Origin of the sequence: Alkalihalobacterium alkalinitrilicum (assembly GCF_002019605.1) — a bacterium.
Lineage (GTDB): Bacteria > Bacillota > Bacilli > Bacillales > Bacillaceae_F > Alkalihalobacterium > Alkalihalobacterium alkalinitrilicum.
On the sequence record NZ_KV917368.1, the window covers coordinates 1,156,558 to 1,171,208 of the forward strand.

General features: G+C 34.3%; 16 protein-coding genes and 1 other RNA gene. 13 read left to right on the forward strand and 4 right to left on the reverse strand.

The genetic code is table 11. From position 1 onward, the window contains the following. Positions 1-172: 172 nt before the first annotated feature. Positions 173-616: an SRPBCC domain-containing protein gene (locus BK574_RS05465; protein WP_078427837.1), complete on the forward strand. Its 444-nt coding sequence runs from the start codon at positions 173-175 to the stop codon at positions 614-616. Positions 617-708: 92 nt separating this feature from the next. Here the strand turns inward: BK574_RS05465 and BK574_RS05470 are convergent, their stop codons facing one another. Further along, on the reverse strand, positions 709-942 hold the full coding sequence (locus BK574_RS05470) for a DUF3953 domain-containing protein (protein ID WP_238457960.1): 234 nt from the start codon (positions 940-942) through the stop codon (positions 709-711). Positions 943-1,193: 251 nt separating this feature from the next. Here BK574_RS05470 and BK574_RS05475 point away from each other — a divergent pair, with 251 nt between their 5' ends. From BK574_RS05475 to BK574_RS05490, 4 genes are all read left to right on the forward strand, one after another. Then, on the forward strand, positions 1,194-1,868 hold the full coding sequence (locus tag BK574_RS05475; protein ID WP_078427839.1) for a response regulator transcription factor: 675 nt from the start codon (positions 1,194-1,196) through the stop codon (positions 1,866-1,868). Positions 1,869-1,872: 4 nt separating this feature from the next. Beyond that, entirely contained in the window at positions 1,873-3,240 is a 1,368-nt protein-coding gene (locus tag BK574_RS05480; protein ID WP_078427840.1) for a sensor histidine kinase, read from the forward strand. 1 nt (position 3,241) lies between these two features. Next, positions 3,242-3,766, forward strand: coding sequence for a PepSY domain-containing protein (locus tag BK574_RS05485; protein WP_078427841.1), 525 nt, complete (start codon positions 3,242-3,244; stop codon positions 3,764-3,766). A 177-nt stretch (positions 3,767-3,943) separates the two neighbouring features. Continuing rightward, complete coding sequence (locus tag BK574_RS05490) at positions 3,944-4,540, forward strand: PepSY domain-containing protein (protein WP_078427842.1); 597 nt, start codon at positions 3,944-3,946, stop codon at positions 4,538-4,540. 74 nt (positions 4,541-4,614) lie between these two features. Here BK574_RS05490 and BK574_RS05495 read toward each other — a convergent pair whose 3' ends face one another. Beyond that, positions 4,615-5,142, reverse strand: a complete 528-nt coding sequence (locus BK574_RS05495) for a CBO0543 family protein (protein WP_078427843.1) — start codon at positions 5,140-5,142, stop codon at positions 4,615-4,617. Positions 5,143-5,354: 212 nt separating this feature from the next. Between BK574_RS05495 and BK574_RS05500 the strand changes: the two genes are divergently transcribed. From BK574_RS05500 to BK574_RS05510, 3 genes are all read left to right on the forward strand, one after another. Continuing rightward, complete coding sequence (locus tag BK574_RS05500; protein ID WP_078427844.1) at positions 5,355-5,888, forward strand: CBO0543 family protein; 534 nt, start codon at positions 5,355-5,357, stop codon at positions 5,886-5,888. A 101-nt stretch (positions 5,889-5,989) separates the two neighbouring features. Continuing rightward, complete coding sequence (locus BK574_RS05505) at positions 5,990-6,766, forward strand: hypothetical protein (protein ID WP_078427845.1); 777 nt, start codon at positions 5,990-5,992, stop codon at positions 6,764-6,766. 15 nt (positions 6,767-6,781) lie between these two features. Continuing rightward, the gene (locus BK574_RS05510; protein ID WP_078427846.1) at positions 6,782-7,243 is read left to right on the forward strand and encodes an inorganic phosphate transporter; all 462 of its coding nucleotides are present in this window, start codon (positions 6,782-6,784) and stop codon (positions 7,241-7,243) included. A gap of 106 nt (positions 7,244-7,349) precedes the next feature. Here the strand turns inward: BK574_RS05510 and BK574_RS05515 are convergent, their stop codons facing one another. Further along, positions 7,350-8,027: an NAD(P)H-dependent oxidoreductase gene (locus tag BK574_RS05515; RefSeq protein ID WP_078427847.1), complete on the reverse strand. Its 678-nt coding sequence runs from the start codon at positions 8,025-8,027 to the stop codon at positions 7,350-7,352. Positions 8,028-8,261: 234 nt separating this feature from the next. On the opposite strand from BK574_RS05515, the gene BK574_RS05520 reads away from it, so the two are divergent. Together BK574_RS05520 and BK574_RS05525 are read left to right on the forward strand one after the other, a co-directional pair. Continuing rightward, a complete protein-coding gene (locus BK574_RS05520; protein ID WP_078427848.1) occupies positions 8,262-9,335 on the forward strand; it encodes a Y-family DNA polymerase in 1,074 nt (357 codons plus the stop codon). 191 nt (positions 9,336-9,526) lie between these two features. Further along, entirely contained in the window at positions 9,527-11,200 is a 1,674-nt protein-coding gene (locus tag BK574_RS05525) for a ribonuclease J (RefSeq protein ID WP_078427849.1), read from the forward strand. Positions 11,201-11,451: 251 nt separating this feature from the next. Here the strand turns inward: BK574_RS05525 and ffs are convergent. Next, an RNA gene (ffs, locus tag BK574_RS05530) (signal recognition particle sRNA large type) lies at positions 11,452-11,716 on the reverse strand. A gap of 208 nt (positions 11,717-11,924) precedes the next feature. Between ffs and BK574_RS05535 the strand changes: the two genes are divergently transcribed. The 3 genes from BK574_RS05535 (at position 11,925) to BK574_RS05545 (ending at position 14,544) form a co-directional block, all read left to right on the forward strand. Further along, on the forward strand, positions 11,925-12,116 hold the full coding sequence (locus BK574_RS05535; RefSeq protein WP_078427850.1) for a hypothetical protein: 192 nt from the start codon (positions 11,925-11,927) through the stop codon (positions 12,114-12,116). A gap of 73 nt (positions 12,117-12,189) precedes the next feature. Then, positions 12,190-12,420, forward strand: a complete 231-nt coding sequence (locus BK574_RS05540) for a hypothetical protein (protein WP_142247906.1) — start codon at positions 12,190-12,192, stop codon at positions 12,418-12,420. A 345-nt stretch (positions 12,421-12,765) separates the two neighbouring features. After that, complete coding sequence (locus BK574_RS05545) at positions 12,766-14,544, forward strand: helix-turn-helix domain-containing protein (protein ID WP_158211545.1); 1,779 nt, start codon at positions 12,766-12,768, stop codon at positions 14,542-14,544. The last annotated feature ends 107 nt before the right edge of the window (positions 14,545-14,651 follow it).

A 14,651-nucleotide genomic window follows, 5' to 3' on the forward strand; every position in this document is an offset into this window, starting at 1 on the left:
TATACTTCAAAATAGAACAATTTCCTATAAATTTGTTGTAAATTGTCCATTTATACATAATGATAAGATACCGATAGCAATTGACTATATAACTGCTAGCAGAAAGGTAGACCCCAGTCGTGCATTAAAAAAGAGTAGTATTTATTGTTTGTAATTTGAAAGGAAGTTAATAATGGAACTGTTAATTGTAAAGGGTGACATTTTAATTGATGCTTCACCCAGTAAGGTTTGGGAGATTTTAATTAAACCCCAATATGTTTCACAATGGGATGAACTTCCTGATCAATATCCAAATGAAGATATGACTGAAGGAAGTCAAGTTGTTTGGGAACTTCCGAATGGAGGACAATCAATTACTAAAATAATAGAAGCTATTCAAAATGAAAAATTAAAAATCGCATTATACGTGTCTAATTGGGAAGAAAAACTGAACGAAGGAGAAATATCATATTTATATCAGTTAGAAAAACAAGGGGATAGAACACTTCTAATGATCGAGATTGGTGACTTTTCATTGCTGAAAGACGGACAAATGTATTATGAAGCGTCAGTGGAATTTGCAAAAAATGCTAAAATGGTGATAAAAGATTTAGCGGAAAGCTGTAATTGTTTTTAACTTAACAACCAATCAAAAGCAATAGAGGTTTTTCACAAAATCTCTATTGCTTTTTAGCTATTTGAGAAAGACATGGGCAAAATTCAATAAAACTAAATGAGAAATCCTTGGATGGAAACATAAAATGCATAATAAGAAATCACAATACACGTATAACCCCAGAAACTTTGTTTACTTTTTTGTAACTCTAACAATCCTATGACCACCATAAAAATTCCAAGGTTGATCAACATATACGGACTTAAATTATAATTTTTTGTAATAAGAATATATCCTGATAAAAGAACACCAATAGCAGCTAAAATGTTTCTACTTGTTATAAGCAATTCTTTCACCTCATTAAACATACAATAATTCCAAAAAGACTAATGGCCTCATTAGATTGGGAATTTATTACTTTTCTTAATAGTTTATCTATTACTATACCATTTAACTGATGTGCTATGAGAGCTAATAATATATTTTTAGTAAAAAGTTGAGGGTTGGACGTAAGGGAGCCGTGTATGATGAAAACTATTCCATAATATGTTATAAAGAATAAAAAACAGACTAGATTTCAACTTTTAGCAGAGGAGAAATGATGTTGGCCAATATATTAATTATTGAAGATGAAAAGAAAATTGCTCGGATCCTTCAACTTGAATTAGAACACGAAGGCTACGAAACAGATGTAGCGTTTACAGGAATTAAAGGCTTAGAAAAGTTCAAAGACGGCACATGGGATTTAATACTTCTCGATGTGATGTTACCAGAGCTTAGTGGCTTAGAGGTGTTAAGGCGAATCCGTGCTACAAATTCAGCTATTCCTGTTATATTATTAACCGCAAGAGATTCAATACCTGACAAAGTAAGTGGACTTGATCTAGGTGCAAATGATTATATTACGAAACCTTTTGAAATCGAAGAACTACTAGCGAGAATTAGAGCATGTTTACGTAACGTCCAATCACATCCATTACAAATGGAAGTCTTAACCTTTCAAGATATCACTGTTAACGAAAAAACAAGAGAAGTCAAACGTGGTGATGAAAGTATCGAGCTTACGCCAAAGGAATTTGAGTTATTTATATTCTTTATTGAAAATAAAGAGCAAGCGCTAAACCGAGAACAAATTTTAACGAAAGTTTGGGGTTTTGATTATTATGGTGATACTAATATCATCGATGTGTATGTACGTCATTTGCGGAAAAAGCTAGCGATTGCCGATTCCTTACAAACGATTCGTGGTGTAGGATACCGCTTAAAGGAGTAACATTATGAAGATTAAAAGTAAAATTCTTGTGTTCTCCACTGTATGGCTTGTCTTAATGTTATTACTCATCAACGGATCCATTTTTTTGCTATTTCAAAAAATCATTTATGATAACGAAAGAAATCGTGTAACTGAACATACACGTTCAGTTGTGGCTGCTACGAATCAAGCAGTTGCTGCGAACGAAGATATACGAGCTTTGTTTCGAGCTTATCTTCCTGCTAACGGAATGATTCGAATCATCACAGAAGAAACGACAGCAGTCTTAACGATATCTAGAGAAGGATATATGCAACAGCTTCCAACAAAGTTTCAAAATCAACAATCGGTTGACATAAGAACCTTTGATGAGATACCGTATGCGGTGGCTTCATTTCCAATTATTTGGACAGACGGAAGTATTATGATGCTTGAAGTAACCGAAAGTCTTCAAGATTCTAAGAATATCGTAAGTACATTATTCATTGTGCTTTCTATTGCTTCAATGATTATATTAATTCCTGCATTGTTATTTGGGAATATGTTAAGTAGATTGATACTAACACCAATAAATACGCTAACGAAGACAATGAAGCAAATCCAAACCACTGGAGATTATAAAAAAATTGCACTGGAAGAAAAGTCTAAAGATGAACTTTATACAATGGGAACTACCTTTAATCAAATGATTGATATTTTGGAACAAAACTTTCAAAAACAACAACAATTCGTCTCAGATGCCTCTCACGAATTAAAGACCCCTTTAACGGTTATTGAAAGCTATGCTAGTATGCTCAAGCGTTGGGGTAGGAAGAAACCAGAGCTATTGGACGAATCGATTGAAGCGATCTATTCTGAAGCCGTCAGAATGAAAGAAATGACGGAACAAATGTTACAACTTGCAAATGGAGACTCACAATGGATACTTGAAAAAAAAGATGTAGATTTACTCGAAGTATGTAAACAAGCAAGTCAGCATATACAAGCTACGTACCAGCGGGAGATTTCAATTATAGAAGATGGAACGTCGTTTGTTATCTGCGCAGACGAAAACAAAATCAAACAAGTCGTCTACATTTTATTAGATAATGCTCGAAAATACAGTCATGATTCTATAACAGTTACCCTTAGAGAAAAAAACAATACGTATTCTTTTTCTGTTACAGATCAAGGGATCGGCATTCCTAGGGATGAACTTGATAAACTCTTTGATCGTTTTTATCGAGTTGATAAAGCGAGGACTCGTGAAACAGGTGGAGCTGGTCTAGGGCTTTCGATCGCAAAAAAGATTGTTGATACACATGATGGGACAATTGATATTACAAGTACGGAAGGAAAAGGAACGACCGTCACTGTATCTCTACCTATCCAAGTAGAAAGGAATATAAAATGAAATGAAAAATAAAAAAATGTTCCTCGTCCTTGGTGTATTCATCATTTTATTAATCACTGGTTTTCTTGTGTTTTTTATGAAAAGCGAGACGTCTATCATATCTGAAGAGGAAATTATGGAGATAGTGCAAACCCAATATGAAGGAAGTACAGTTCAATCGGTCCAACAACAAGCAGGAATATATATAATTGTAATTGATCATCAGTTGGGTGAATATGAACTAACGATTGATGCTGAAACACGAGAAATTACCTCATTACGATTAATCAACTTGCATGAAGAAGAGAAGGGTCATGCAGAAGAGCCACAAATCGATCACGAAGAACCCGTTCCAAGTATGTTATCGGAACAAGAGGCTATTGAAATTGCCTTACGTGAGGTAGAGGGTCAAGTTGAAAATGTCCAGTTAGAGGTGGAAGACGGCATCGTTGTTTATGAAATCGAAATCGAAGTGGATGATGATAACGAAGCAACCATTATGATCAACGCTTACACAGGGCAAATTCTCTCTGTAACATGGGATTAAATGAGTGAAACATTTCTTCAATAAAAAAAAAGCTCAAAGGGGATGAAGCAACCCCCACTGAATGAAGTTTCACTTTATTAAAATATTTTAATGTTATTCTCCTTTTCTATTAATGTTCACCGCTTATGATGAATTTGTAGCGAATAAGCGAAGCAAAATTAAAGGAGGAAATGACATATGAAAATATTCACAACCGTAATAGTAGGTGCTTTACTCATTGGGGGCGTAAGTGTAGGGGCACAAGTGTTAACTAAAGAAGATGCGGAAAAAGATTTACAGCAGGTGCATAGTGTAGCACCAGTCGCCGTTTCTATTGATAATGATGGCATTACTTTATCAGATGCTACTGATATTGCATTAGCCAAAGTTGAAAACGGGATAATTACAGAGGCAGAAAGAGACCGTGAAAAAGGACGTCTCATTTATGAAATAGAAGTGAAAAACGAACAGTTTGAATATGAATTTAAGATAGATCAGCAAAGTGGTGAAATTATTAAAGAAGAGCAAGAAGTAAGAAGTTCAAAAAAACGAAACCATAACCATTTACAATCTACAAATAATAACGAATTCATTATCTCTATCGATAAAGCAAAAGAAATCGCCTTAAATGAAGTACATGGAACTATCGATGACATCGAATTGGAAAGAGAAAATGGTTCCCTAATTTATGAAATGGAAATTGAAACAGACGGTCGATATGGAGACGATGATGAAGCAACTATCTATATCGAGGCACTGACAGGTAAAGTATTATATGTAGAGTGGGATGATTAATATTATTGATAGAAAAACGAAGAGCGATCCTCTTCGTTTTTCTATTAGTTATTTTTACGAAACTTCATTTCCATTTAATCATGCACAGGTCTATCTTCAATCGGGATATCTACAGGAACATCAAAAATGTAAATAAGGATGATTGTTATGATTAGAGACAGAATGTATGTAAGTAAAGGTCGTTTATAATGTAAACGAAACATAGGAAACATAACGGCTACAAGTAAGGCTGACCACCATAAAGTCCATCCAAACTGATAATAAATTCGATCGGTTAACAGGAAGATATATTCAATCCCAACATATAATCCAATCCATATAAGGTTATGTATCACTTGTTTTTTGAATGTATTCGGATAATGTCTTAAAAACATTAAAATCGTAGCTGGAAATACAATAAACGTGTAAAGCATCTCCGTCATAGAATGGTTAGGCATAAAGTCTGGATCGAGCTTCCATAATAAATAATTAGCACAAAGGAAGTTATATGTAAGGTTACCTAGAGCATAATAAAGCATGGTTGCATGATACTTCTGCCAGCCTTTATAATCTCCTTTAACCCAAACGGCGATAATTACCATTAAAGTTAGAATAAAATGCATGAGTACCACCCTAACTATTCGATTGGTATTGTTTAGTATCTTTCTTAAAGCGGAAAACATTCAATGAATTACTGCTGATTATGAGTTCGGTTGCATTTGGCTTAGAAAAAAACTGTTTTAATACTTGGTATAAAGAGAATACATTCTATGGAACTGTTTGTATTATTTTTTCTAAATTGATGCATTCTAATCAGTGAAGGGTGGAATGTTTTATGAAGGGAAAAAAATTTGGAAAGGAATTTTTGAGTTTTTTTATATTACTTACAATAGGGACTTTACCAATTACTCTTAGGAAGCCACCAATAAAAGATTGGATACTTGTTTATTTATATAATGCAGTTACAAATGTAATCATTGATAAGATTCTCACAACTTTAAATGTAGTAAAATACCCAGTTCGATTATTTTCAAAATTCTTTGATATCAGTATTGTTTTCGACCTTTTTTTGTATCCTTTTATTACGATTTTATATAACCAGCTAACGTATAAAGACAAACCGTTTGCTATTTTTTATAAAATTTTTCTGTTTGCAGTTCCTATTTTGATCTTTGAATTATGGCTAGAGAAAAAAACGTCGTTGATTAAGTGGAGAAAAGGCTGGAACTGGTACCATACTCTTTTCAGTATTATTTTAAAGTCTCTATTTACAAGAATGATTATAGGTGCAATAAGGAGAGTAGAAAAGCATCAAGAAAGGTATGGTAAAAAAGAAGCAGGTACTAGGGAAACACTTGAATCAATTTAGGTTTGAGTGTTTTTATTTTATCAATTATTACCAATTATTACAATTAATACAAATATATCTCATTGCAGATAATAATAAAAAAAGAACGTAGAGGTTTTGGTATGGATAATTTTATAGCAACAAATCGCGAACGACGCTTTAAAGCTCACGTTAGTGCAATTGGTACAACACAACTACATTTAAGAAATCCATATATTATCGCTTGGTGGTCAGCTGCTTTTCCTGGTTTTGGACACCTCCTTTTATCTAAATATCTTAGAGGTTATGCTTTGTTTCTTTGGGAAATCCTTGTTAATAATATGGCTAATATTAACCTAGCTATTGTGTATTCTTTTACAGGAAAAATAGATCTGGCAAAGGAAGTATTAGAACCTAGATGGATGCTACTCTATCTCCCAGTTTACGTTTTTGGAATATGGGATAGCTATCGCACTTCCGTTGATATGAACAAAGTGTTTATATTAGCAGAACGGGAGAATGCCGATTTTAATTCATATACGATTGGTGCTTTAGAAATTAATTATCTAGATAAAAGAAGACCTCTGATGGCAGTATTTTGGTCACTATTTACACCTGGATTAGGACAACTATATATCCATCGTGTATTAACAGCCGTTTTCACGATGGCTTTTATGATTTTGTTCGTGTACTTTTCGAATGTTCTCGTTACCATTCATTTGCTTTTTCTAGGAGAAGTTCATCAGGCAACGCAAGCTCTAGACATTCAATGGTTTTTATTCATCCCATCACACTTTGGATTTGCTGTGTATGACTCTTACGTTAATACAGTTGAGAATAATAAATTATATGAAAGTGAACAAAGGAAATTTCTAAAAAAGCAGTACCAGCAATATCGTGTGAAAATCCCTGTAAACTAGATGAGGTGAAATAAATTGCAAATCTTTTCAACTTTTGAGCATTCATCCTATCTTGAAATAGCCATTACAGCTTTAGAAAAAGTCGGAATAAAAAAAAATCATATTCTTGCTGTTCCTCTTATTAGCCGAGTAGAAGAAAGGCGATTGTTTGATACTCTTCATCGAGCTGATGGTATAAGCCTATTTGATAAGGGGGCCGCGATTGGTACTGCATTTTCTGTGATTGGAGCAAGTGTTGGATTTGTATTGGAGTGGGGTCCGATTTACTGGGGGATAATAGCTGGAGTGAGTGGGTTTATTATTGGATTTCTTATTGATTATTTTATTTTTAAAGTCGTTCATAAAAGAAAAAGAGAAGTAAAAGGAAAAAAGTCAGAAGTTGTTTTAGTTCTAGAATGCCCCGATGAACTTGTAGAAAAAGTGGAAAATGTCCTTTGGGAACACCTTGCCTTGGGGGTTGCTAAAGTAGAAGGATAATAAAAGTATTTTATTAGTTCGTTCTTTTTTCTAGAAATAAAAACTCATCTAACATGTAAAGTCTCAAAAAAGGTGAGGAACACGTCCTCACCTTAGGGGTTTTTTTTTATTCAATCCACTGTACAATCTCTTTCAGTTCTTTTCTTCTTTTTGGTTGTGGCTCAATGGATCGGTATCCAAATGCTACCATCACGGAAACAGCTAAATGTCCATCCTCGAGTAGGTTTTCTTCTTCTAAAATCTTTTGCACTTCGTCAAAATTAAACCCTTCAATCGGGCAAGAGTCAATGCCGATAAGGGCAGCCGCTGTCATCATGTTTGCTAATGCAATATACGTTTGTTTCCCAGCCCAATCCAACATTGTCCGCTCACTATCTAAAAGATGAAGATCATCTTCTTGAAATGACTTATAACGTTCTTTTTTTTGCTCAAACACTTCAGGAGGAAACTTTTTCACATTAACCATCTGGTTTCTTAAATACTCTGAGTCATATTTTGTATCTTTAATTGTTCTAGCTAGAATGATAACAAAGTGACTTGCGGTTGGTAGTTGTCCTTGTGCTCCCCATGCAACCTTTTTTAACTTTTCTCTGAATTCACTATTCTGGACGACAAGAAATTTCCAAGGTTCACTACCTATAGAACTCGGTGATAATCTTCCAGTTTCTAAGATGAAATGAAAATCCTCTTCAGAAATCTTTTTGTTCGGGTCAAATTCTTTAGTGGCATGTCGAAAATAATACGCATCAAGTATTTCTTGACTGTTTTTGAATTGTTGAGTCATATCATAATCTCTCCTTAGTTCCTGTACACAGTTTTTTATCATTTAGTTTCTAGCTTTAAATCAGCTTTTTCTTTTCTATCTATTTATTTTACCGTACATCCTGTCTTTAAGGAAAATTTTACATTCTATTTCTGTGACTTTTTTTGCCTTGTTTTCTGAGTAGCATAAAGTGACAGGACCTTAAACGTTCGATTAAACTAATAGAAAAGAAGAGTAATCGAAGGAAGGGATAACATGCCTGGTAACCGAACAATTGCATTAATCGATATGAATGCTTTTTACGCTAGTTGCCATCAAGCAGAAAATCCTACGTTACGTAATAAAGCTGTCATTGTAGGAGGAAGTCCTACAAATAAATATAAAGGAATGGTCATTGCAGCTAGTTATGAAGCTAAAAATAAAGGGGTTTATACGACGATGTCTATTTATGAGGCATTAAAAAAAGTGCCCGATGCGATTGTCGTTCAAAGAGATCATCCGATGTATTCAACGTATTCTAAAAAGATTATGGAATTCTTGAGACTGATAGGACCGACAGAAGTAGCATCAGTAGATGAAGCTTATGTTGATATTACTGAAAGAGTTAACAAAGGAACATCACCAAAAACAATCGCTATGTACATTCAACGAACATTATGGGAGAAATTACATTTAGGTTGTAGCATTGGCGTTAGTGATACGAGATGTTCAGCTAAAATGGCGGCAGATGTGAAGAAGCCCTTTGGTTATGTCCACTTCGAAAAACTGCAATTTTGTAGTTTTTTTCACCCGCAAAACCTTAGTAAATTACATGGATGTGGGCAAAAGACCGAAGAAAAACTTAATAAATATGGAATTTACACCATTGGTGATCTTGCACAAAAAGATCCTGTAGAAATAAAGCTTATTTTGGGAATAAGAGGAGAGATGCTTCGAAATAATGCATTAGGGATTGGTTCTGACATCGTAAATGCCGAACGCGAAAAAGGTGACAAAACGATAGGGAAAGAAAAAACGTTTTCTCAACCAACAACAGACCCCCACGAACTCTTGACGATAGCTCAGAATATGATTGATCTTCTTTGTCGTCGATTACAAGAAAAAGAACAGAGAGCAAGTACAATTTCTATTGTTTATAAAACGGAAAGAGGTGGAGGAAGTCACTCTAAAAGCATAACTCTTAATGAATCGACATCAGAACATACCAAAGTGTTTTCAGTGGTAGAATCTCTATATGAAAACAATCTTGTCGATATTCCTCTATGGTTATTTGGTGTTCGTTTAAGTAATTTTGATAATGCCAATTATGTACAACTTCGACTTTTTTAAAGATTCCTTAAGTAATTACGATTTTACCTACCTAATGGCAAATATCGTTAGCTACCACGAAAAAATTTAAGCTACAAATAGTAAATCATATTTATGAGGGTGATAGAAAACACATCGTAATACCTCCTTTTGATAAATCAATACAATACGGGCATACTATGGAAAACAACGCACGTTAGGGGGTATTATTTTTGGGGGCAATAGAGAATACACTATCCATTTTCGCCTTAGGTGGATTAAATGAAATCGGTAAAAACATGTATTGTATTCAATATGGAGAAGAAATCGTAATTATCGACTGTGGTAATAAGTTTCCTGATGAAAGCTTATTAGGCATCGATTTAATTATTGCTGATGTCGGTTACTTATTGGAAAATCAGGATAAAATCAAAGCTTTAATTGTTACACATGGACATGAAGATCATATTGGTGGGATCCCATTTTTCTTAAAAAAAATAAATGTACCTATATACGCTACACGATTTACACTCGGATTAATTGAATTAAAATTAAAAGAACATAAGCTTTTAAGGGAAACCGAGTTATTTGAAGTTAATGCAAACTCTAATATAAACTTCGATAAAATTGATGTTAACTTTTTCAAAGTAACTCATAGTATTCCTGACTGTTTAGGAGTAGTTTTCGATACACCAGAAGGAAAAATTGTACATACTGGTGACTTCAAATTTGATTTAACCCCAGCAAGAAATGAGCATTCAGATATACATAAAATGGCTGAAATTGGAAAAGAAGGAGTTCTCCTTTTATTATCTGAAAGTACGAACGCTGAACGCCCTGGTTCAACCCCTTCCGAGCAAATGGTTGGTGAACATGTGAAACAAGCTTTTATAAAAGCCGACCGAAAAGTCATTCTTTCAACGTTTGCTTCCAATATTAGCCGGGTTCAGCAAACTGTCGATGCGGCAATAGAAACTGGACGAAAGCTTGCATTGCTTGGACGGAGTATGGTGAATGTAGTAGGAGTCGCGATTGAGCGTGGATATTTGGATGTTCCAGAAGGTATGATTATTGAACCAAATCAAATCAATGAATTTCCACCTGAAAAAGTTGCCATTCTTTGCACCGGAAGTCAAGGAGAGGTAATGGCTGCATTATCTCGATTATCGACAGGAGACTATATAGGTGTTGAGATTTTGGCGGGAGATACAGTCATTTTAGCGGCTGGTCCAATTCCTGGAAATGAAAAAAATGTAACACGTATCGTTGACAACTTATTTGCACTAGGCGCTAACGTAATCTATGGGTCTGGTAGCTCATCAGGGATGCATGTATCTGGACATGGCTATCAAGAAGATTTGAAACTAATGTTAACATTAATGAAACCGAAATATTTTATTCCGATACACGGTGAATATCGAATGTTGCACCATCATCGCTTATTAGCTGAAGCTGTTGGGGTAGCGGAAGGAAATTCGTTAATCCTAAAAAACGGTGATGTTGTTGATATTAAAAATGGAGAAGTCCGTCATACCCGAAAAATTCAAGCGGGTAATACATACGTTGATGGGATTGGTGTCGGTGATGTTGGTGAAATTGTTCTCCGAGACCGTAGGCAGCTATCTGAGGACGGAATGCTTGTTATTGTGTTAACAATGAGTAAATCAGATAAGAAACTTGTGACTGAACCTGATACAATTTCTCGCGGATTCGTATATGTGAAGAATTCAGCAGCGCTCCTACAAGACGTTAATAAACTTATCGTTAAAACGATCAATACCCTACCAGACGCAGATAAAAAAGAATGGGGTATGATTAAACAACATATTAAAAAAGCGGTAGGCCAACATTTATTTGCACAAACGAAGAAAAAACCAATGATACTTCCTATCATTATTGAAGTATAGGAAGGGATCGAATGAATTTTAGAAAGGGTGACACTTAATTTTAGTGAGTCACCCTTTTTTTATGATCTTTTTAATTATTAGGATGAAGAAGAAGGAAGTTGTTTTACTTTTACGAAATCTTACTCCCTAATATGTTATCGGTAGATTTTAATGTGTGGAGCAATGTATCTATAGTGAATACTATTTTCATGCAAACCAAAAGACAGAAGCTGTATTTTAGGAGCTTCTGTCTTTTGGTCTTTATATGTAGATCGCAAACCTATATACGAGCTAATTATCCATGCGTTACCTTTCGTTTGACTCAGTAAAAGTGCCCCTTTACACAAGAAATGTGTCCTCCTTATGGCTGCTTCCTTCCGGACCTGACCTATTCGTAGGCTTTTCTTTGTAAAAGGCTTTTACATCAACATCATTCAAAAGACACTGACCACACATAACTAGACCTTCTATAGGAATTTGACCCTGCTATAGCGGATTGCAGGTTACAAGGCACCGCTACCTCCCCGTCTATTGCGATGTGTTTCAACTGATAAATAAATTGTACTATGGTTTTTAATCGATGTACATCCTAATTATGTGGTAGTAAAGGAGATAAATGGGTTTGGTTTTATCAGCTAAAATACTATTAAAAGTGAATTGCAGATTCGAACGAACTACCCTGTATAAAACAAGTTCTTTTGGAAAATCTACCGTTATAAAATAAGTCCAAAGGGAGGAAAGTTTGATGAGAAAAAAGCGTAATTCTGATGGAATTCAAGAACAGCAGGTAATCACAAGTCAAAATCAAGCAGGGCAGTTTGATAAAGCGGATACGGAGTTCTCCTTAGATGAAAATGTGCAAGATGCACTTGCTAAAAGTCAACAATACGAAGCACAACACCAACAACCTACTTATGAACCAAATAAACCTTTTTAGAATTTGTTTGACGTGACTAAGGAAAAAAACTAAATTTCTGCTACACAAGAGAAGGGCATTAGGAGGAGACATATTGCAGTCGTATGAAATCAAGCATATGATCGTTGATGATGATTTTAATGCAGAAGAATCGGTTACAACAAACTTTTCACATAACAATCAAGAATATAGTATTACTTTTGATAAAGGGGACTTTGAAGTCATTAATCAATGGGTGTTCGAGAACGGTACATTACTTCCCGCAAATTTGTCGGACGAATTAATCGAAGCCATTCGCGAAGATGTGAAAAGTAGATTAAATTAATGTAAGCTTTAACAAATCCTTTTATTTGCATTATAGTTTTGGTGTTATCAATGGATGAAAGCTCAGTACCTTAAAGAAACTGAAAACTATTAATGATAGCTTAAATATACCGAAGTATTTGCATAACCGCTCACCAGGCCTCCTATTCTAGGCATAGATAGGGGGTTTTTCTACTTAAAGTTTAAACTTCCTTCTCATCTATAAAGTCGGTTTTTTTTGAAGGTTTGTTGTTTTTTATATACTTCAATGTTTATGGTTTTGTGGGTGGAATGCCTGACACTTTGCTTTTGGGTATCCTTCCAATTTATAATAAGCGGTAGATTATGACGAAAGATGAGGAGAAATATGAATACAGAGAAAAAATTAATGAGTTTAATTAATTCAGTAAGGGTATTAAATTCCACACGCGACCTTGATAAAGTATTAAATCAATTAATTAAAGAAGTATTAAATGTGATCGAGGGATCCAATGCAAGTATTTTGTTTTTATATGATAAAAAAATCAATAAGCTCTACGCTAAAACGGGGGCAGGGTTTGACTTGAAGTACTTAAAAGATATTTTACTGAAACCTGGTGAAGGTATGAGTGGAAAAACCTTTCTTTCTCAACGTGGTCGAATATTTCATTCAAAAAGAGATACGACGAAAGGAATGAAGGATGTTAGTCCAAAAATATTAGACCTCTACGGAAAGGCACTGTCTGGTTTTCAATATCCAGCTAGTGCACTTTGTGTTCCACTTATTTCAAATAAAGAGTGCATAGGTGTTTTAACTGTTGATATTTATGATAAGGAAATTGAGTTTAATGAAGACGATTTAAAGTTACTCGAGACTTTTGCCGTCCAAGCCACTGTAGCGATCGAAAATGCAATGTTATTTTCGGGGAATGAACGAACGAAGAAAATGCATGAGGAATTGTCTAAAGTATCTTTATCTCAAGGTGGCTTGACAGAAATTACGAAAACCTTGTCCGAACTTATTCATTGTAACGTCGCGGTTTTTAATGAATATGGCGATGTTCTCGTTTCTTCCTCTACCGAAGCCAGAAAAATCGCAGTTGAAATGGTTAAAAATCATCCAGATTTGTTACATCGGGTGATTGATTATGAACAAACCGTTATTTATGAAATTGTTAAGCTTTTCAATACTAAAAGAGGGGTTTATTTCTTCCCAATTTATGCAGATAAGTACATGATTGGTTTGATAACGATATTCCTTGATGAAGATGCAGTATTAGATCCTCTTGACCGATTTGCCGTTGAACAAGCCGCTGTCATTTTTGCTCTTGAAATGAATCGACGAGAAAGTACAGCGATAGAAGACCTCAAATATTCGGGATATATCCTTGATCAAATTTTACATCAAGAATTTAATGAGCTATCGATTAATCAATTATCCAAACTCAATATTTATGAAAATAAGGACCGTAAATATATATCAATTAAAGCATTGATTAATGATCCGTTGTTATCCTTTAAAGAAATTTCAGTAAAAAAACACCAACTTCTGAGGTTATTATACCGAGAAATTTCTAAGGTTCCGTTTAAGTCGTTCGTGCTTGATAAAAACATGGAGCTAATATTTATGTTTGTTTTTCCTACTCATTTTTCTGAGGAGAATATTTATAAAGAAATGAACAGGATATTTTCACTCATTGAGGAGCTTGCTTTTAAAAAATTTCAGTTATCTATTTTAGTCGGTATGGGACGCATCGTTACCAGACTAGAAGAAGTAAAGGCTTCCTATCGGGATACCATCAAATGCATTGATTATTTACAAACGACCAATGTAAAGGGCTCTATTCTAGCTTATAATCAGTTAGGAATACAACGTTTATTTCTAAAAACAGAAAAGAATGAGTTAAATGAATACGTAATGGATACACTAGGCCAAATCATTACCTATGACAAAGAAAATGATACCGAACTCATCCCTACACTAAAATGTTATTTAGAATTAAATCAAAATATGGCTCAAACTGCTAAAAAAATGTATGTACATACAAATACAATCAAGTACCGTTTAAAGACAATTAATCAAATATTAAATTTAGATAGTTTAGACGGAAGAGTCGCTTTCGATCTACAATTAGCGCTCTATATTTACGAATATTTAAATATTTAACCTCCCTATTTGTCCGATAGAGACAAAAATAAATCAATAAGCTTGTTGGATTTCGATATTAATCATAGTCTAAAGTTGTCGTATAATGTCAACATACTAAAAATAAT